This is a genomic window from Gluconacetobacter aggeris, from assembly GCF_014174395.1.
Taxonomy (GTDB): Bacteria; Pseudomonadota; Alphaproteobacteria; order Acetobacterales; family Acetobacteraceae; genus Gluconacetobacter; species Gluconacetobacter aggeris.
The window spans coordinates 397,075-416,576 of the sequence record NZ_JABEQD010000002.1 but is presented as its reverse complement, the minus strand read 5'-3'; the positions used below and the strand labels follow the sequence as shown (position 1 = coordinate 416,576).

Genomic DNA, 19,502 nt, shown 5'->3' with positions numbered 1-19,502 from the left:
CGAATCGGGCGACAGGCGCCCGGCTCGGCCCGGTTCGGGATGGGGTGGATGCCGGATTACACGCGCGAGGCGCAGCATGGGGGCCGGGTCGCCGGAGTGGATGAAGTGGGCCGTGGCCCGCTGGCGGGCCCGGTCGTGGCGGCCGCGGTGATCTTCGACGGCGGCGTGCCGGACCGGCTGGTCCCTCTGCTGGACGATTCGAAGAAGCTGTCTTCCGTGGCACGGCAGCGCGCCTATGTCGCGCTGCGTGGCGCCCGGGGGGTGCATGTCGCGGTTGCCGCGGCCTCGGTCGCCGAGATCGCGCGCCTGAATATCCTCCATGCCGCCTTTCTGGCGATGCGGCGCGCTGTCGCGCGCCTGCCTGTCCGGCCGGACATGGTGCTGGTGGATGGAAACGCCGCCCCCGATTTCGGGTGCCGGACGGAATGTGTCGTGGGTGGGGACGGCGAAAGCCTGTCGATCGCGGCGGCGTCGATCGTGGCCAAGGTGGTGCGCGACCGGCTGATGGAGCGCCTGGCCGTCCGCTGGCCCGCCTATGGGTGGGAGCGCAATGCCGGCTACGGCACCGCCGAGCATCGTGCGGCGTTGTGCGATGTCGGCACCACACCGCATCATCGCGCGGCGTTCGGCACCGTCCGGCAATTGTCGCTGGGCCTGCCCGTCGATGGCGGCGAAGCAGCCTGGGGTGTGTCATGAGCGGCGCGGTGATGATGGAACTGCCCCTCGACCAGATCCTGCGCGGGGATTGCATCGAGCTGATGCAGACCCTGCCGAGCGGGTCGATCGACTGTATCTTCGCCGATCCGCCCTATAACCTCCAATTGCGTGGAGAGCTGCGCCGCCCCGACGACAGCGTCGTGGATGGGGTGGACGATGATTGGGACAAGTTCAGCGACCTTGCGGAATATGATCGCTTTACCCGGGCCTGGCTGGGCGAGGCGCGCCGCCTGCTGCGCAAGGACGGCACGATCTGGGTGATCGGGTCGTATCACAATATCTTCCGGATCGGCGCGATCCTGCAGGATCTGGGCTTCTGGATCCTGAACGACGTGATCTGGCGCAAGTCGAACCCGATGCCGAATTTCCGGGGGCGGCGCTTCACCAATGCCCATGAGACGCTGATCTGGGCGGCGCGGGGGGCCGACAGCCGCTATCGCTTCAACTACCAGGCGATGAAGGCGCTGAACGACGACGTGCAGATGCGCTCGGACTGGTACCTGCCGCTGTGCACGGGCGGCGAGCGGCTGCGCAATGCCCATGGGCTGAAGCTGCATCCGACCCAGAAGCCCGAAAGCCTGCTGCATCGGGTGCTGGTCGCCTCGACCAATGTGGATGACATCATCCTCGACCCATTTGCCGGCACGGGCACGACGACGGCGATGGCGCGGCGTCTGCGCCGCCGCTTTATCGGGATCGAGCGCCATCCGGACTATGCCGAAGCCGCGATCGGGCGTGCCCGGCGCGAACGCCCGGTGCCCCTGGACAGTGTGCTGACGACGCCTGCCCGGCGCGAAACGCCGCGTGTGCCCTTCGGCAGCCTGGTCGAACGGGGCCTGCTGCCGGCCGGAACGACGGTATATGACCGGCATCAGCGCGTATCGGCCACCGTGGCGCCCGATGGCACGCTTGTCAGCGGCACGCAGCGCGGATCGATCCACAAGCTGGGGGCGCTGCTGACCAATGCCCCGTCCTGCAATGGCTGGACGTTCTGGCATCTGCTGCGCGAGGGGCAGATGGTTCCGCTGGATGTCTTGCGGACCGAGATCCTGTCGCAGGATAGCGCGGCGAGCTGAACGCCTGGCTGGCCATGGGCTCCGGGTTTGGTTACCCCTTGGGATCAATTGACCCCAAGGGGTAAGACGACCCTGAAACGGCGTGTCAGCCGCCGCCGAAGCCCAGGAAGCCGATTTCGGGGCGGGGGGTGCCGTTGTCGCGGGGGGCGGTGCGGCTGTTCGCCACCATCACGCCCGATCGGGACCCGTGGCTGGTGCCGTCGATGGTCAGGTGGCCGCTGCCATTCCGCATGGTGATGCCGGAATGGGTGGACGAGGCCGCGATGACGTGCTCGTCGTCCAGCGTGCGGAGCGACAGCAGCAGGAAGGTGATGTCGTTGCGGTTCAGGTCGATCGCCATGTCCAGCGGCGTCTGGCCCAGGACATTATGGCCTTCCATGTCGGCGCCACGATTCAGGGCTTCCTTGGCCGCGCCGAGGCTGCCGCGATTGATGGCGTCGAACAGGGCGGCGGTCGGGTTCAGGTCGCCATTGGCATGGCCGCTGACTTCCTCGTTCGCCTCGGCGCCGGGGAGGGCGGCCGGCGGGGCGGCCGCGCGTGCGGCGCGCCGTGCCTCGGCCTGCTTCGCCGCGTCGGCGGCGTCGGCTTCGGCCTCATCGTCGTCCGATTGGGCATAGGCGAAATGCGTCGGGGCCATGATGACCGCGCTGCCGGTCAGCAGCGTGAGGAAGAGAAGGCGGATACCTGTTCTGACAATCATTATTCGTCTCAGTAACATTCGTCTCGATGACAGGCGCGACCTGTTCGGGGCGGATGCGGACCGCCCGATATGGACCGGCTTGCCGGACGCGTACCCGGCCCCCTTCCATAATCCAGATCAGGCCGCGATGCGATGGAAATCGCAGGATCGCGAGTCTTGTTGCCATCGGGCTGCGGTGGCAACGCGGTTCAGCGGCCCTCGCGCCACCAGCCCGTCAGCAGGAGGGAGGCGGCCAGCGCCAGCACCAGCCAGGCCGGCAGGAGCGGGCTTGCGGTTCGGCCGGTGATCAGCCGGGCGTCGCGCCGGGGAAAGCCGATCCAGTCCGAGCCCGCCACGCGGCCCGACGCCGGGGGATGCAGCGCGGGCAATTGGAGATGGTCCGGATCGTCCCCAAGCCAGAACACGCCGCCGCCCGTCTGGCCGGCGAGCGGAGCCGTGACCGTCGCCGTGGCCCGCAGGTCCGACCATTCCTCCGGATCGTCCTGGGCGGGGGCGGCGAAGGCGCGGTGCGTCCCGTCATCGGCCATCCAGATGCCCTGCCGGGTCGCCGGCGCATCGGCCTGGGACAGGCCGATGCCGGTGGCATGCAGCGGCACCTGGTGCGTGGTGCCGTCGGGCGCGGTGATGGTGACCGCACGCGGGGCGACGGGGGCGGCGGTACGGCGGGTCACGACGATCCGGCCGTCGGTGATGGTGGCCGTGAGCTGTTCCTCCTCCAGCTCCGGCTCCTTCATCAGCCAGTGCGAGACGTGCCGCAGCAGTTCGGATTGCGGGCCGCCGCCGCCCTCGCCATGCGACCAGAGCCAGATCTGGTCGGACAGGAGGAAGGCGACGCGGCCCCGATCCACCCGGTCCAGCACCAGCAGCGGGGTGTGGTTCGGGCCGTCCATCAGGACCTGTCCGTGGACGGAATCGGTCCGCAGGACCCGGTACCATGGTCCCCATTCGGCATCGTGCCCGTCCGGCGCGCTGCCGCCGCCCGGCAGGCCCGCCGTGACGGGGTGGCGGTGGCCGGCAGCCGTGAGGGCGGGGCGGAAGCGCTGTTCCGTCAGCCCGCCCTCGGCCGGGACATGGGCCGGCAGGATGTCGCCCAGCGGCGTATCCTGCAAAGATCCCGGGCCCAGGAATTCGGGGCCGCCGATCAGCAGCAGGCCGCCGCCGTCGCGCACATACCGGGCGATGTTCTCCAGATAGGCGCGGGGCAGGATGGCGCGGTTCTCGAACCCGTCCAGGATGATCAGGTCGAACTGGCTGATCTTCTCCTGGAACAGTTCGCGCACCGGGAAGGCGATCAGCGCGAGGTCGGACAGCGGCGTGCCGTCATCCTTGTCGGGCGGGCGCAGGATGGTGAAATGCACCAGGTCGACCGACGGGTCGGCCTTCAGCAGGCGGCGCCAGACCCGCTCGCCCTGGTTGGGGGTGCCCGAGACCAGCAGCACGCGCAGCCGGTCGCGCACCCCGTTGATCCGCACCACGTCCTGATTGTTGGCGGTCGAGACTTCACCCGCGAGGGCCGAGACCGACAGGCCGACCAGCATCGGGCCGGGATGGGTGACGGGCAGGGTGATGTCCTGCGGCTGGCCGACGCGGACGCTCCGGTGCAGCGGGGGTTCGCCGCCGCGATCCAGCGTCAGCTCGACCTCGGCACCGGTATCGGGGTGGGGGCCCAGATCGTCCACCTGCACCCGCAGCGTCGCGGTCTGGCCGACGATGGCGTAGGGGGGCGCCTGGAGGATGCGCAGCCGGCGGTCCGTTTCCTCGCCCTTTGCCGCCAGCAGTACATGCAGCGGAAGAATTGTGTGCCGGCCGCCGGAATCGGCGGGGTGCAGCCGTTCGGGCACCTGTGCCGGGGTGTCGTGGACCTGTCCGTCGGTCAGCAGGATGGCGCCGGCCAGCCGGGCCGGCGGAATGTCGGCCGCCGCCTGGTCCAGGGCCGCGAACAGGCGGGTGCCCTGGCCGTGGCCGTCGCGCACGGTCACGGTGCGCAGGGTCAGCCCCGGCACATGCGCGACCTCGGCCTGGAGGCGTTCGGCCGCCTGGCGGGCGATGGCGGCGCGCTGTCCCACGCCCATGGAGGAGGACTGGTCGACCACCAGGATGGCGGTTTCGGGCAGGGCTTGCCCGGTTTCGCTGATGCGTTCCGGGCCGGCCAGCCACAGCAGGACGATGGCCGCCGCCGCCGCGCGCCACAGCGTGCCGCGCGCCCGGCGCAGCAGGCCGGCCAGCAGGAGGAGCGTGGCCAGGAGCGCCAGCGCGTAGAGCAGCCAGGAGGGCAGCAGCGGCGAGAAGGACGTCATGTGCCGCAGGGTGGTCAGGTCGGGCATGGTCATTCCCCCAGCCGCCGCAGCAGGGCGGGCACATGGACCTGATCCGCCTTGTAATTGCCCGTCAGGGCATAGAGCACGGCATTGACGCCGAACCGGTAGGCGGTGACGCGTTGGGTGGCTCCGTCCGGTACCGTGGCGTAAGGCGTGTTGCCCTGCTCGTCGACGGCCCAGGCATGGGCCCAGTCGCTGGAGCCGATGATGACCGGGCTGACGCCGTCATTGGCGCTGTCGCCCTCGCGCGCCACCCAGACGGGCAGCCCGTCATAGCGGCCGGGGAAACTGTGCAGCAGGTAGAAGGTGTGGGCCAGCACGTGCCGGTCGGTCAGCCGGGTGAGGGGGGGCACGTCCAGCCCCCTGGTCATGCGGCGCAGCGCGGCCGCCGTGCCGGGGGCCTGGGCGGCGAAGCCGGCGCCCTGCGGGGCGTCGGTGCCGGGAGCCGTGGGATCGACGCCCTGGCTGTCGATCAGCAGGATGCCGCCATGGCGCATATAGGCGTTCAGCGCCGCCGTGCGCGCCGGGTCGATCATCGCATCGGCTGCGACCGGCCAGTAGAGCATCGGATAATAGGACAGATCGTCGCGGCCCGGCACCACGCCGTCCGGATGGCCCAGCACGGCGGAGGTTCGGGCGTTGGTGTAGTCCGACAGGCCCTGCAGCCCCTCGCGCGACACGGCGTCGAGATCGGCATGGCCGGTCAGGATATAGCCCAGCCTGGTTTCAAGGGCCGCGCCGGGCACGCCATCGGGCGCCGATTGGGCGCGGGCGGGGGAGGACAGGGTGGCCAGCAGCAGGGCGCCCGTCAGGGCAGCCCGTCCGGCCGGGAGGCGGCCGGCCCGCAGCAGCAGGGTCAGCACCGCGTCCAGCGCCAGCAGCAGCAGGGCGGCGGCGACCAGCCAGGGGCCCAGCGCGCGGTCGCGGGGCTGGCCACCCAGCGTGACTTCGTGGCCGATCGTGGCCTGGGCGGCGAGCGGGCCGATCGCGTCGCCCAGGTTCAGGGCGCGGCGGCTGGCGCGCGGGCCGTACAGGCCGGGCGGATGGGCGGGAGAGGGGGGCGTGGCCCCGAATGCGTCGGCCGGGAGGGCCCGCGCGGCGGGTGGGGGCGGGCTGAGGACCGCGTCGGCATCCAATGTCATGTAGGGGGCGAGCAGGCTGTGGTCGGCCGGGGCGTCGACGCCGACCGAACGTTCGGCCAGCCGGCGCAGCATGTCGACGAACAGGCCGGAGAGCGGCAGGTTCGACCATTCGGCCGTGCTGGTGACGTGGAAGAGCACGATTTCACCCGTGCCGAGCGCGGCATGGGTGACCAGGGGCGTGCCGTCGGTCAGGCGGGCCCAGCTATGGGTGGCCAGATCGGCCGCCGGGCGGGCCAGGACCTGGCGCGAGACCGTGACATCGGTGGGAACGGTCAGGCCGTGGAAGGGGGAATCGTCGGGGAATGGGGCCAGATGTTCCGGCTTGCCCCAGGACATCGCGCCGCCGAGCTGGCGTTCGCCCGCCATCAGCGGCACGGGCAGCAGGGCGTCGGGCAGGGGGGATGAGGGGACACCCGCATCCGCGATGCTGTCGGGGGCGGTGGGGCCGTGGTCCGGGCTGCCGTTCAGGAGGGGGCCGGCGAAGCGGATCAGCATCCCGCCCTTGCGCACCCATTCGGTGACGGCACGGCGGGTTTCGGGACTGTCCAGCGCGCCGTCGGGTGCGATCAGGATCGAGAGCGGACGGGCCAGCAGCGTGGCGGCCGGGCCCTCGCGCAGTTCGGCGGTCGGGGACAGGGCGCGGCGGAGGTAGAACAGCGTGCCCATCAGGGGCGTATCGGTGCCGGCGACGCCGATCAGCCCGACCGGGCGGCGCCGGTCGCCCTCGTCCAGCAGGCGCACGCCGGCCGGGCCCTGCATGTCGCGCAGGACCAGCCGGCCGATCCGGTTGCGCAGTTCGGCGGGCAGCGCCACCTCGGCCGTGCCCTGCCGGGCGCCGGCCGCGACGGGTACCGGTACCAGCGACAGGACACCGCCATCGGTGGCTTCGGCCCGCACCGTCAACTGGCGCGGATGGGGCGAGGGCAGGGTGCTGACGGCGACGTGCAGGTGCTGGTCGCCGGCTACGGGGGCGGGCGTCAGGACCGCGATCGTCGCATCGCGGTCGATCAGGGTTTCGACGGGGCCGAGTGTGGCCAATGCGGCGGCGAAGGCGGGGTCTTCGGCAGCGGCCAGCCCGTCGGAGACATAGGCCACCCGCCCGTGCCACCCGCTGGCGGCCAGGTCGCGCAGGGCCTGTACCGCGGCGGCGCGGTCGGTCGGCCAGGGCATGGGGCGGGAGGAATCCAGCATGCCGCGCAGCAGGGACGGTGGCGTCGGCGCGCCGATGGACGGGGCCTCGCCGGCCGGTCCCGGTGCGGTCGTCAGCAGGCGGACGGGGTGGGTTGTGCGATCCAGCAGGGCGTCGATGGCCGCCAGGCGCCGGGGCCAGTCCGGCACGGCGGCCCAGCCATTGTCGAAGACCACGAGCAGGTTGGTATCCGGGCCGCCGGGCGCGGGCTGGCCGGCGCGGTCCTGGCGGAGGACCGGGCCGGCCAGACCGACGATCAGCGCCGCAAGGGCCGCGCAGCGCAGCAGCAGCAGCCAGAGCGGGGCGGTGGCGGCCTGCGTGACCCGGGTCCGCAGGCCGCGCAGCAGCATGATGGCGGGGAAGGCGCGGCGCTGGGGCGGCGGCGGCAGGGTGCGCAGCAGCAGCCACAGCACCGGCAGGATGGCCAGCGCCGCCAGCAGCCAGGGAAGCTGGAAGATCATGGGCGCTCTCCCCGCCCCGACAGGGCGGCGTGCAGGGCCAGCAGGGCTTCTTCCGGCCGCTGGCCGGTCGCGTGGCGGATCAGCAGATGGCCGTTGGTGCGGCACAGATCGGCCAGGGCCGCCTGATGGCGGGCATAGGCGTCGCGATAGGCGCCGCGCACCTGTTCGACGCCGGAAAGGGTCAGCGTGTCCTCGCCTTCCAGGCCGGAAAAGCGGACATGTCCCGCGTAAGGCAAGTCGGCTTCGGCCGGGTCGTTGACCAGCAGGAGCAGGGCCCGGGCCGGACGCGCCGTCAGGCCGCGCAGCAGCGCCGCCATGGCCGGCAGCCCGCACAGCCCGTCGCCCACCAGCACCACCCGCGCGTGGCGGGGCACCTGCTGCGGATGCGGCAGGTTGGTATCCTCCGGGTCATGCGCCATGGTCCGCATCAGGGCGACCGCCAGCCGGTCCAGCGCCGCCCGGCCGCCGGGGGGGATGTCGACCGGTTCGCCCGGCGTCAGCAGGCGCACGCGTTCGCCCTGGCGCAGCAGCAGCGCGCCCAGCGCCAGGGTCAGCAGGATGGCGCAGTCGGATTTCAGCGGGAGCGCCGGGGCGGAGCGCCAGCGCATCGAGGCGCTGGGGTCGCACCACAGGCAGACGGTCTGGGCGGCTTCGGCCTCGGTTTCCCGGACATAGGCGCGGCTGCCGCGGGCCGACTGGCGCCAGTCGATGCGCGTGACCGGCTCGCCGGGCTGGGCGGGGCGGAACTGCCAGAAATCCTCGCCCGGGCCGGCCTGGCGGCGCCCATGGTGGCCGGCCGCCACGGTCGCGGCGATGCGCTGGGCCGACAGGATCAGCGCGGGCATGCGCGCGGCCAGGTTTTCCGCCGCCGCCAGCGGGACGGCGGCCGCGCGCATGCCGGCGTCTGGCGTGTCCGTTGCCGGGACGTGCCGTGCCGGCGCGCGGCCCAGGGCGTGGCGCATGATAAAGGCGGCCGCGCGGCCGGGCAGGGAGGGGGGCCGCGTCATCGCGACGGTCAGTCCAGCGTGCGGAGCAGGCCGTCGATCAGGTCCGGCAGGCGCCGGTTCTCGGCCCGGGCGGTGAAGGTCAGGGACATGCGGTGGGCCAGGACCGGCTGGGCCAGGGCGGCGATATCGTCGATGCTGGGCGACAGGCGGCCGTCGAGCAGCGCGCGGGCGCGGGTGGCCAGCATCAGTGCCTGCGCGGCGCGCGGGCCGGGGCCCCAGGCCACGGAGTCGCGGATGGTGGCATCCTGCGTCGTTTCCGGCCGGGCGGCGCGGACCAGGCGCACGATGGCGTCCACCACACGGTCGCCGACCGGCAGGGCGCGGACCAGGCGCTGGGCCTCGACCAGGTCGCGGTCGGTCAGCACGGGGCGGGGCACCACGTCCTGGCTGCCGGTGGTGGCCAGCAGCATGGCGCGTTCGGCGGCCTCGTCGGGGAAGCCGAGCGGGATCTGGAGCATGAAGCGGTCGAGCTGGGCCTCGGGCAGCGGATAGGTGCCTTCCTGCTCGATCGGGTTCTGGGTGGCGAGGACGTGGAACGGATGGGGCAGCCTGTGGTCGGTGCCCGCGATGGCGACCCGGTGTTCCTGCATGGCCTGGAGCAGGGCGGACTGGGTGCGGGGGCTGGCGCGGTTGATTTCGTCGGCCATCAGCAACTGGCAGAAGACGGGACCGGGGACGAAGCGGAAGCTGCGGCGGCCGTGCTCGTCCTCGTCCAGGATCTCGCTGCCGGTGATGTCGGACGGCATCAGGTCGGGCGTGAACTGCACGCGGCGGGCTTCCAGGCCCAGCACCGTTCCCAATGTCGTGACCAGCAGGGTCTTGCCCAGCCCGGGCGCGCCGACCAGCAGCGTATGGCCGCCGGCCAGGATGCTGGTCAGGGTCTGGTCGATGACCGTGCGCTGGCCATGGATGACGCGGCCGATTTCGGCCCGCGCCGCCTGGAGCAGCCCGCCCAGGCGTTCGGCCTGCGCGAGGTCGGCGGTGGCATCCGATGCCGCAAAGGGGGGCAGGCCCGGCGCGGTGCCGGAGGCTGAGGGCAGGGCGTCCGATATCGTCATGCGTTCAATCTGACAGGTCTGGGGGTTTCATCAAGTCGGGGATGATCCCTATATCGGGGGTCGGATGATTCAACAGGCGTGGGTTATGCATTTGGCTGACGATCTGAACAGGCACGCCGTGGCGTCTTTCGAGAGTGTCGGATGTTCCGCGCGACGCGCCGTCGCGTCCGCGCCGTCGTCATGCGGGGCGTTGCCGTTCCGGATACAGCGCGACGGGACGTGGCTTTATCGCGGCACGCCGATCCGTCGCAAGCCGATGGTCTGCCTGTTCGCGTCGGTGCTGACCCGTGATGCCGAGGGGGCGTACTGGCTGCAGACGCCGACCGAGCGCGGCACGATCGAGGTCGAGGACGTGCCGTTCGTGGCGATGGAGCTGCATTGGAGCGGTTGCGGGCGTGATCAGGTCCTGTCCTTTCGCACCAATGTCGACCTGGTGGTCTGTGCCGGGCCGGACCATCCGATCCTGGCCGAATGGGATGTTCCCTGCGAGGAATGCGGCAGCGGCCCGGTTCCCTACCTGCATGTACGCGATGGCGCCGGAGCCTATCCGATCCAGGCCCGGATTGCCCGTTCGGTCTATTACGAACTGGCGGCCCTCGCGGTTCCCGGCACCTGTCGCGGCGCGCCGTGCCTGGGCGTGTGGAGCCAGAATGTCTTCTTTCCCCTCTCGTGCCTGCCGGGCGGAGAGGGGAGCTGACACGCGGCGAGGAGCCGGCCGGCGAACTGGCGGACCGGCTGGCGGCGCTGCCGCCGGACATACGCCATGGGCTGGGGCGGCTGTGGGGGCTGCTGCCGGAGGCGCGGCTGGTCGGCGGGGTTGTGCGCGACCTGCTGGCCGGCCGGACGGTGGCCGATATCGACATGGCCACGCCGGAACCGCCCGAGCGCGTGCAGGCCATCCTGACCGCGGCCGGGATCAAGGTCGTGGCCACCGGACTGGCCCATGGCACGGTGACGGCCGTGATCGCCGGCCGGCCGTACGAGATCACGACCCTGCGCCGGGACGAACGGACGGACGGGCGGCACGCGGTCGTGGCCTGGACCGGCGACTGGAGGGAAGACGCGGCCCGGCGGGATTTCACGATCAACGCGATGTCCTGCGACCGTTACGGCGTGGTGCATGATAATTTCGGCGGCCGGATGGATCTGGCGGCCGGACGGGTGCGTTTTGTCGGGGACGCGTCGGCGCGCATTCGCGAGGATGCATTGCGGGTGCTGCGCTTTTTTCGTTTCCATGCCCGCTATGGGCGGGGTGTGCCGGATGCGGAGGCGATGGGCGCGATTGCGGCGCTGCGCGACCATCTGTCCCGGCTCTCGGCCGAGCGGGTGTGGTCGGAGCTGCGGCGCATCCTGGTCGGCCCCGGTGTGGTGGCGACCCTGGAACTGATGGATACATGCGGCGTGCTGGCCTGCCTGCTGCCGGAAGGGTGCGACCTGCCGGCGCTGGGACGGCTGATCGGGACCGGTGCGCCGGATGATGCGGTGCTGCGGCTGGCGGTGCTGGCGCGGGCGGCGCCGGACGTACTGGCCGGCCGCCTGCGCCTGTCGCGGGCCGAGACGGCGGCGCTGGCGGCGATCCGGTCGGGGAACCTGCCCGACCCGGCGATGGATGAGGATGGACGTCGCCGCCTGCTGGCCGAAGAGCCCGCCCAGGCGCTGGTCGGGCGGAGCTGGCGGGTCCAGGCGGAGCGGCTGGGGACGCGTTCGCCCGCATGGGATGCGTTGCGTGCCGACCTGCTGGCCCGCGCGCGGCCGGTCTTTCCGCTTGCGGGGCGGGACCTGATGCAGGCCGGCATGGCGCCCGGCCCCCGTATGGGGCAGGTGCTGGAGCAGGTTCGCGCATGGTGGCTGGCGGGCGGATGCCGCGCCGGGCGGCGGGAGTGCCTGGCCCATCTGGAGCGGCTGGTGGCCGGCCCTGCCTGATCCCGGGCGCTGGGCGTTGCTTTCTTTGTCACCCATGGCTTGGTAAAGGGCTGCATGAACGTCGTTTCGTCCCGGACCCCGGTTTCCGCCCCGCCCGTGCCGCCGCCGGTCCGGCCCACGGGCACTGATGTGCGTGAGCGGGGCATGGACCTGCTGCGGCGGGTGTGGCGCGAGGATGTGCGCCGCCATCGCGGCCGGATCGCGGCGGTGATCGGGCTGACGATCCTGATGGCATCGCTGACCGGCCTGTATCCGCTGGTCATCCAGCGGGCGCTGGACATGTTTGCCGACCATGATCCGCGCATCCTCTACCAGGTGCCGGCGCTGGTGATCCTGATCACCGCCGCCAAGGCGCTGTCGCAATATGGCCAGACCGTCGCGGTACAGAACCTGGTGCTGGTGGTGATCCGCGGGTTGCAGGAACGGATGTTCGCCCATCTGCTCCATGCCGACATCGCCCGTGTGGAGCGTGAGGCGCCGGCGCAGCTCGCGGCCCGGTTCACCACCGATGCCGTCTCGATCCGCGAGGCGATGATCCGCGTCGTCAATTCGCTGGGCGATGTCGTCACCGTCGCCGGGCTGGTGGTGTCGATGTTCTATATGGACTGGGAGCTGAGCCTGATCGCGGCGGTGCTGTATCCGATCGCGGCGGTGCCGATCCAGCGCCTGGGCAAGAAGGTGCGGCGGGCATCGGGCGGGATGCAGGAGCGGATGGGCGAGACCTCGGCGCTGCTGACCGAGAGCTTTTCCCAGGCCCGGACGGTGCGGGTCTATCGTCTGGAACAGGCGGAAGCGAAGCGGGTCGATCATGCGTTCGATCAGTTGCATGCCGCCCTTCTGCGCATTGCGCGGGGGCGGGCGCGGGTCGATCCGGTGCTGGAAGTGCTGGGTGGGGCCGCGGTGGCGGCCGTGCTGGGCTTTGCCGGCTGGCGCGCGGCGCTGGGGGGCGCGACCCTTGGCGATTTTTCGGGTTTCGTGGCGGCGCTGCTGCTGGCGTCGCGTCCGCTGCGGGCGCTGGGGTCGCTGAATGCCGCCATGCAGGAGGGGTTTGCGGGGCTGGAGCGGATCTTCGCCGTGATCGACGAGCCGGCCGATATCGTCGAGGCGCCCGATGCAAGGCCCCTGCCCGAGGGGAATGGCCATCTGCGGTTCGAGGCGGCGTCGTTCGTCTATCCCGATGGGCGGGTGGGGCTGGACGGGCTGAGTTTCGATGCGAGGCCGGGCCTGACGGTGGCGCTGGTCGGCCCGTCGGGGGCTGGAAAATCGACCGCGCTGTCGCTGATCCCGCGCCTGCATGATGTCAGTGGCGGGCGGATCGTGCTGGACGGGATGGATCTGCGCGCCGTGCGGCTGGCCGACCTGCGCGATGCCATTGCCTATGTCAGCCAGGATACGCTGCTGTTCGACCTGTCGGTGGCGGACAATATCCGGGTCGGCCGGCCGATGGCGAGCGATGCCGAAATCCGCGCGGCGGCGCGGGCGGCGGCGGCGGAGCCCTTTATCGATGCATTGCCCGAGGGGTTTGCCACCCGCGTCGGCCCCGGCGGCCAGCGCCTGTCGGGCGGGCAGCGCCAGCGCGTGGCCCTGGCCCGGGCCCTGCTGCGCGATCCGCGCGTGCTGCTGCTGGACGAGGCGACCAGCGCCCTGGACAGCGAGAGCGAGGCGCTGGTGCAGGAGGCGCTGGGCCAGTTGCGCCATGGGCGGACGACCATCGTGGTGGCCCACCGGCTGTCGACCGTGCGTTCGGCCGACCTGGTGGTGGTGCTGGCCGACGGGCAGGGCGTGGAATGCGGCACCCATGCCGAGCTGATGGCGGCGGACGGGCTGTATGCCCGCATGGTACGGACCCAGGCTTTCGGTCTCTGAGCTGCCGGCGATGGGACGCTTGTAAAAGTACCGACAGGCGTACATTCATGAGTCGAAGGAGATCGGATCATGCAGGTTCTGACCTACTCGGAAGCCCGGTCCCGGCTGAAGGACGTCATGGAGCAGGTGACGGACAATCATGACGAGGTGATTGTCACCCGCAAGAACGGCAAGCCGGTGGTCATGGTCTCGCTGGAAGAATGGAATGCCATCCAGGAAACGATGCACCTGCTGGCGTCACCGGCCAATGCGCAGAGCCTGCGGGCGTCGATTGCCCAGCTTGAGGCCGGGCATGGCGGGGAGCGGGCGCTGATCGACCCGTGAAACTCATTTTCTCGGATCTTTCATGGGAACAGTATCTCTATTGGCATGAGACCGATCCGAAGGTCTTTGCCCGGCTCAATGCCCTTATCGGGGAATGTCGGCGCCTGCCCTTTCAGGGGACCGGGAAGCCCGAGCCGTTGAAGGGTGAGTTATCGGGGTGGTGGTCGCGTCGTCTGACCCAGCAGGATCGGCTTGTCTATCGTGTTTCCGGCCGGGGTGAGGGGCAGGCGCTGGAGATCGCCCAGTGCCGCTATCATTACTGAGCGGGCCTGTTCGGGGCTTTCATTGCGCCTGTCGAAGCAGGGCGGTTGATGGATCGGGTTCTTCGTGCCATGGATTGACCGACCGGTTCGGTCATTCGATCGGGCCGGCGCCATGAGCTGGAAGTCAAGAGGAACCGTATGGCCGAGCAAGACGGCGCAGGGTCGGGCGACAAGCCGGAAGAAACGCGCAAGAAGAAACCCAACCCGCTGATCCGTGTCGGCCTGATCCTCTTCGTGGCCGCCATTATCGTGGGGGCAGGGATCTACTGGTTCCTGACCCGTCATGACATCGAGACGGATGACGCGTTTACCGCCGGGCGGGCGGTGACGATCGCGCCGCATGTGCGCGGCTACGTGACGGAACTGCTGGTGAACGACAACCAGTTCGTCCGGGCCGGCCAGCTTCTGGCGCGGATCGACGATCGCGACTATCGCGCGGCGCGGGACAATGCGGCGGCGACGCTGCAGGTCGCGCAGGCGCAGGCGGCCGGGGCGCAGTTCGGCCTGGCGGTGGCGCAGAAGGACTTTCCGGGGCGCCTGCTGGTGGCGCAGGGCCAGTTGCAGGCCGCCCAGGCGCAGCAATTCAGGGCCGAGACCGATTATCGCCGCCAGCATGCGGTGGCGCGTGCCGCCACCACGCAGCAGGATATCGATTATGCCACGGCGGCGCTTCAGGCCGCGAAGGCCCAGGTGACGCAGGCCGAGGGCAATCTGCGGATCGCCGAGCCGGTGGAGGCCAATATCTCGACCACCCAGACGCGGATCAGCCAGTATGACGCGCAGATCGCGCAGGCGCGGGCGCAACTGGCGCAGGCCGAGCTGAATCTGGGCTGGACGGACATCCGCGCCCCGCACGATGGCTGGATTTCGCAGCGCAATATCGAGCGCGGCAGCTTCGTCAGCGAGGGGCAGTCGATCTTCTCGGTTGTCGAGCCGGAAGTCTGGGTGATCGCCAACTACAAGGAAACCCAACTGGCCCACATGCGGCCGGGACAGAAGGTGGACATTGCGGTGGATGCCTATCCGTTCCTGGACCTGAAGGGGCATGTGGATTCGATCCAGCTTGGCACCGGTGCGACCTTCAGCGCCTTTCCGCCCGAGAACGCGACCGGCAATTATGTGAAGATCGTGCAGCGCGTGCCGGTGAAGATCGTGATCGACCAGGGCATGCGGCCCGACCTGCCGCTGACGCTGGGCCTGTCGGTCGTGCCGACGGTGCATACGGAATGAGCGGCGGCCCGGCGGCCGATGCGTCCACCCCGGCGGGGACGCCCCCAGCGGAACAGCCATGGAAGCCCCGTGCCAATCCATGGCTGATCGCGATCGTCGTGACGGTGGCTGCGTTCATGGAAATCCTGGACACGACCATCGTCAACGTCTCGCTGCCGCATATCGCCGGCAGCCTGTCCTCGACCTATGACGACGCGACCTGGACCCTGACATCCTATCTGGTGGCCAACGGCATCGTGCTGACCATCTCGGGGTGGCTGGGCAAGCTGCTGGGCCGAAAACGCTATTTCCTGATCTGTATCTTCATGTTCACCGTGTCGTCGTTCCTGTGCGGCATGGCGACCAGCCTGCCGGAACTGATCGTGTTCCGGCTGATGCAGGGTTTCTTCGGCGGGGGGCTGCAGCCCAACCAGCAATCGATCATCCTCGATACGTTCCCGCCCGAGCGGCGGGCGGCGGCGTTCGGGCTGACGGCGATCGCCACCATCGTGGCGCCCGTGATCGGGCCGGCGCTGGGCGGGTGGATCACCGACAATTATTCCTGGCGCTGGATCTTCTTCATCAACGTGCCCGTGGGGCTGGCGGCGACCTTCGCCGTGTCGATGATCGTGGAGGACCCGCCCTGGGCGAGGAAGCAGAAGGCGCCGCTGGACGTGGTGGGGATCGGGCTGATCGCCATCGGGTTCGGCTGCCTGGAGGTTGCGGTCGATCGCGGCGAGGATGAGGACTGGTTCGGGTCGTCGATGATCCGGACCATGGCGGTGCTGGCGGTGCTGGGGATTGGCGGCGCGGTGGTCTGGCTGCTGCGGACCAAGAGGCCGGCGGTGGACCTGCGCGTGTTCAGGGACCGCAATTTCGCGACCGGCACGCTGCTGATCGGGGCAGTGGGGGCGCTGCTCTATTCGGCTGCGATCGTCGTGCCGCAATTCGCGCAGCAGGTGATGGGCTATAACGCGACCCTGTCGGGGCTGATCCTGTCGCCTGGCGGTATCGCGGTGATCGTGCTGATTCCGCTGGTCGGGCGGTCGATGAAATATCTCAGCCTGCGGATGCTGATCGCCATGGGCTTCTTCTTCATGGGCGTGTCGCTGTTCTGGTCGGCGCATCTGGTGCCGTTGCTGGATTTCCGCCATCTGGTGCTGTTCCGCATGAGCCAGACGGCCAGCCTGGCCTTTCTGTTCGTGCCGATTTCGACCATCACCTTCGCCACCCTGCCGCGCGAGCTGAATGCCGATGCCTCGGCGCTGTTCAGCATGGCGCGCAACGTGCTGGGGTCGATCGCGATTTCGGGCTCGACCGCCATGCTGACCGAAATCCGCCAGGCGCATCAGACGCAGATGGTGCATTGGATGACGCCGTTCCATCAGCCCTATAACGATTATCTGGCGCGTGCGCGGCAGGTCGCTTCGGGGCATGGGATCGCGCAGGGGGCGGTCAATGCCGTGGCCCAGCATCGCCTGTTCGTGGAGTTCACGCGGCAGATCGCGATCCTGGCTTACAACGAGGTGTTCATGATCCTGGGGATAGGGGCGTTTCTGGTGGTGCCGTTCTGCTTCCTGCTGTCGCCGATCAAGGGAGGCGGCAAGCGGCCGTCGGCGGGACATTGAGTGCCGGCCACGACGTGCAGGGGCGGGTGATCAACGTCGTCTCGGCCGCGATCGTGCGGGAGGGGGCGTTGCTGGTGGTGCGCAAGCGCGGCACGGACAGTTTCATGCTGCCGGGCGGCAAGGCCGAGCCGGGCGAGGGCGAGACCGAGACCCTGCAACGCGAGCTGTACGAGGAACTGGGGTGCCGGCTGCATGCCGAGGGGTTGATGCTGCTGGGGCATTTCGAGGCGCCGGCGGCCAATGAGCCCGGATGCGTCGTGCGGGCGGCGATCTATTGCGGGGATCTGGATGGCAGGCCCGCCATCGCGGCGGAGATCGCGGAGATGCTGTGGCTGGACGTGGTGGGCGCGGACGATCCGCCCATCCGTCTGGCCCCGCTGCTGAGCCGGCATGTCCTGCCGGCGTTGTGCCGCTAGAAGCTGTTTCAAAAGCGCCGCTGGCGCGTGGGAGCCTGGCGCCAGCCACACGTCTGGCGGTGGCTTTTGAGCATCGGAGCGGATGCGGCCTTGTAGGCCGCCGGCCGCGGAGCGCAGGAAACCGCCGTCAGGCCGCCGCCATCGGGGCTTTTGAAACGGCCTTTCTTAGAGTCGCGGCTGCGCGTAGGTGGCGAAATCGTCGGCCAGGGTGAGGTAGATGGGGCGCTTGAAGCCGACATTGCGTTCGGGCAGCGTGGCCAGCTCGACCCATTGCCAGGCATCGAATTCCGCCGGCTGGTGGGCATCCAGCCGGATATCGGCATCGGTGCCGGTGAAGCGCAGGGCGAACCATTTCTGGGTCTGGCCGCGATAGCGGCCGCCGAGCGCCTTGCCGATCAGGGCCGCCGGCAGGTCGTAGGTCAGCCAGCGGGGGTGGGCGGCGATGATTTCGGCCCGGTCGGTTCCGATTTCCTCGAGCAGTTCGCGCAGTACGGCCTGTTCGGGGTCTTCGTCGGCGTCGATGCCGCCCTGGGGGCATTGCCAGACACCGTCTTCCATGGGGCCGCCCGCGCCCTGCATGTCGGTGCGGCGGCCGATCAGGACCTGTCCACGGTCGTTGAACAGCATCGCCCCGACATTGCGGCGATAAGGCAGGGATGCCGAGTCAGTCATGACGCGGCAGGTTTGCCGGCGAGGCATCGGCCGTGTGCGGGCCAGTTGCCATGGCGCGGACGATCTTGAGCCCCTGCTGCAACTGGAAGTCGGTTGCGGGTTTCGTGAGGTCGAAGGCGGGCCAGTTGGCCGGCGGCTCGCCGGGGATGGACGAGACGATCGGCGGCAGGTCGACGCGCGTCGGCGGCTTGGCGGTGTTGCCGCCCTGGTTCTTGATGATGTGGCTGAGATCGGCCTCGCGGATGCTGTAGCCCGGGTCCTCGCGGGTTTCGCGCACCGTCACGTCGGGGACGATGCCCAGGCCCTGGATGGAGCGGCCCGACGGCGTGTAGTAGCGTGCCGTGGTCAGGCGCAGCGCGCCGTCGCCGGGGATGGGCAGGATGGTCTGCACCGATCCCTTGCCGAAGGATTTCTCGCCGATCAGGACGGCGCGCTGATGGTCCTGCAGGGCGCCGGCGACGATTTCGCTGGCCGAGGCCGAACCGCCATTGATCAGGACCACCATCGGCAGGCCGTCGGTGATGTCGGTGCCGTGCGCGTCCCAGCGCTGGCTTTCCTGCGCGTGGCGGGCACGGGTCGAGACGATTTCGCCATTGCGGATGAAATCGGAGCTGACGGCGATGGCCTGGTTCAGCAGGCCGCCCGGATCGGAGCGCAGGTCCAGCACCAGGCCGGTCAGGTGGCCATGGGCGTCGGCCTTGAGCTTGCGGTAGGCGGCTTCCAGCCCCGGCGCGGTTTCCTCGTTGAATTCCGATACCCGGATATAGCCGGTCGAATCGTACAGGGCCGACTTGATCACCTGGATATGGATGACCGCCCGCGTCATGGTCACGATGAGCGGCTTGGGCGTCTTTTCACGGATCAGGGTCAGGGAGATCGTGGTATCGGGCTTGCCGCGCATCCGCTGCACGGCCTCGTCCAGCGGCAGGCCGTCGATGTTCTTGCCGTCGATGGCGACGATATAGTCGCCGGGCTTGATGCCGGCCTTGGCGGCGGGCGTGTCGTCGATCGGCGAGACGACGCGGATGTGGCTGTCTTCGGCCTGGACTTCCAGCCCCAGCCCGCCGAACTCGCCCTTCGTGCGGGTTTGCAGGTCGGCGTACTGTTTTTCGGTCATGTAGGAACTGTGCGGGTCGAGGCCGCTCAGCATGCCGTTCAGCGCGTTGATGATGAGTTCGCGGTTCGACACCTGGTCGACGTAATTCGCCTTCACCTGTTCCAGCACGTGGCCGAACAGCGACAGGAGGCGGAAATTCTCGGCCGGAGAATCCGAATCGCTGTCCTTGGCCAGGCTGGCGGCCAGCGCGTTGGATGTCAGGCTGCCCCCTGCCGGCAGGGAGAGGTGGGCGATCTGTGGCCCCGCCGCGATGCCTGCCAGAAAGGCGCAGCCAAGCAGCAGGCCGGTGCGGAACGTCATGCCATGCGTCTCCTGAGTGAAACCGCCCCTGTCGTGGACGGTGGGGCTCCATGCCGTTCGGAAACGGCATGTACCGTCGTCATTGCCGCGATCTTATACCGAACTCGTGTCGGGCG

General features: G+C 69.8%; 17 protein-coding genes. 10 read left to right on the top strand and 7 right to left on the bottom strand.

Annotated features, from left to right (window positions below; translation table 11 throughout):
* Positions 1–48 precede the first annotated feature (48 nt).
* The gene (locus HLH36_RS04525; protein ID WP_182985249.1) at positions 49–696 is read left to right on the top strand and encodes a ribonuclease HII; all 648 of its coding nucleotides are present in this window, start codon (positions 49–51) and stop codon (positions 694–696) included.
* The gene (locus HLH36_RS04520; protein ID WP_182985248.1) at positions 693–1,793 is read left to right on the top strand and encodes a site-specific DNA-methyltransferase; all 1,101 of its coding nucleotides are present in this window, start codon (positions 693–695) and stop codon (positions 1,791–1,793) included. Before HLH36_RS04525 ends, HLH36_RS04520 begins: the two co-directional genes overlap by 4 nt.
* An 85-nt stretch (positions 1,794–1,878) precedes the next feature.
* On the opposite strand, the gene HLH36_RS04515 is transcribed toward HLH36_RS04520, so the two are convergent.
* From HLH36_RS04515 to HLH36_RS04495, 5 genes are all read right to left on the bottom strand, one after another.
* Positions 1,879–2,493 carry an ankyrin repeat domain-containing protein gene (locus tag HLH36_RS04515; protein ID WP_182985247.1) on the bottom strand — a complete coding sequence of 205 codons (615 nt, stop codon included), beginning with the start codon at positions 2,491–2,493 and terminating at the stop codon, positions 1,879–1,881.
* Positions 2,494–2,681: 188 nt separating this feature from the next.
* Entirely contained in the window at positions 2,682–4,817 is a 2,136-nt protein-coding gene (locus tag HLH36_RS04510; RefSeq protein WP_182985383.1) for a VWA domain-containing protein, read from the bottom strand.
* A 2-nt stretch (positions 4,818–4,819) separates the two neighbouring features.
* Positions 4,820–7,603 carry a DUF4159 domain-containing protein gene (locus HLH36_RS04505; RefSeq protein ID WP_182985246.1) on the bottom strand — a complete coding sequence of 928 codons (2,784 nt, stop codon included), beginning with the start codon at positions 7,601–7,603 and terminating at the stop codon, positions 4,820–4,822.
* A complete protein-coding gene (locus HLH36_RS04500; protein WP_246376421.1) occupies positions 7,600–8,610 on the bottom strand; it encodes a DUF58 domain-containing protein in 1,011 nt (336 codons plus the stop codon). The genes HLH36_RS04505 and HLH36_RS04500 overlap by 4 nt, the downstream gene beginning before the upstream one ends.
* Before the next feature lie 8 nt (positions 8,611–8,618).
* On the bottom strand, positions 8,619–9,668 hold the full coding sequence (locus tag HLH36_RS04495) for an AAA family ATPase (protein ID WP_182964349.1): 1,050 nt from the start codon (positions 9,666–9,668) through the stop codon (positions 8,619–8,621).
* Positions 9,669–9,753: 85 nt separating this feature from the next.
* Between HLH36_RS04495 and HLH36_RS04490 the strand changes: the two genes are divergently transcribed.
* From HLH36_RS04490 to HLH36_RS04455, 8 genes are all read left to right on the top strand, one after another.
* Positions 9,754–10,365 carry a DUF1285 domain-containing protein gene (locus HLH36_RS04490; protein WP_246376419.1) on the top strand — a complete coding sequence of 204 codons (612 nt, stop codon included), beginning with the start codon at positions 9,754–9,756 and terminating at the stop codon, positions 10,363–10,365.
* A gap of 26 nt (positions 10,366–10,391) precedes the next feature.
* A complete protein-coding gene (locus HLH36_RS04485) occupies positions 10,392–11,591 on the top strand; it encodes a CCA tRNA nucleotidyltransferase (RefSeq protein ID WP_246376468.1) in 1,200 nt (399 codons plus the stop codon).
* Positions 11,592–11,735: 144 nt separating this feature from the next.
* Positions 11,736–13,457 (top strand): ABC transporter ATP-binding protein, encoded by a 1,722-nt coding sequence (locus tag HLH36_RS04480; protein WP_246376467.1) that lies wholly within the window; start codon positions 11,736–11,738, stop codon positions 13,455–13,457.
* A gap of 69 nt (positions 13,458–13,526) precedes the next feature.
* Positions 13,527–13,781 carry a type II toxin-antitoxin system Phd/YefM family antitoxin gene (locus HLH36_RS04475; RefSeq protein ID WP_182985243.1) on the top strand — a complete coding sequence of 85 codons (255 nt, stop codon included), beginning with the start codon at positions 13,527–13,529 and terminating at the stop codon, positions 13,779–13,781.
* On the top strand, positions 13,778–14,044 hold the full coding sequence (locus tag HLH36_RS04470; RefSeq protein WP_182985242.1) for a Txe/YoeB family addiction module toxin: 267 nt from the start codon (positions 13,778–13,780) through the stop codon (positions 14,042–14,044). Before HLH36_RS04475 ends, HLH36_RS04470 begins: the two co-directional genes overlap by 4 nt.
* Positions 14,045–14,182: 138 nt before the next feature.
* The gene (locus HLH36_RS04465) at positions 14,183–15,274 is read left to right on the top strand and encodes an HlyD family secretion protein (protein WP_182985241.1); all 1,092 of its coding nucleotides are present in this window, start codon (positions 14,183–14,185) and stop codon (positions 15,272–15,274) included.
* Entirely contained in the window at positions 15,271–16,881 is a 1,611-nt protein-coding gene (locus HLH36_RS04460) for a DHA2 family efflux MFS transporter permease subunit (protein ID WP_275943763.1), read from the top strand. Before HLH36_RS04465 ends, HLH36_RS04460 begins: the two co-directional genes overlap by 4 nt.
* Positions 16,878–17,297, top strand: coding sequence for an NUDIX hydrolase (locus tag HLH36_RS04455; RefSeq protein ID WP_182985240.1), 420 nt, complete (start codon positions 16,878–16,880; stop codon positions 17,295–17,297). Before HLH36_RS04460 ends, HLH36_RS04455 begins: the two co-directional genes overlap by 4 nt.
* Before the next feature lie 165 nt (positions 17,298–17,462).
* On the opposite strand, the gene HLH36_RS04450 is transcribed toward HLH36_RS04455, so the two are convergent.
* Complete coding sequence (locus HLH36_RS04450; protein ID WP_182985239.1) at positions 17,463–17,969, bottom strand: RNA pyrophosphohydrolase; 507 nt, start codon at positions 17,967–17,969, stop codon at positions 17,463–17,465.
* Positions 17,962–19,386, bottom strand: coding sequence for a S41 family peptidase (locus HLH36_RS04445; protein WP_182985238.1), 1,425 nt, complete (start codon positions 19,384–19,386; stop codon positions 17,962–17,964). The genes HLH36_RS04450 and HLH36_RS04445 overlap by 8 nt, the downstream gene beginning before the upstream one ends.
* Positions 19,387–19,502 lie beyond the last annotated feature (116 nt).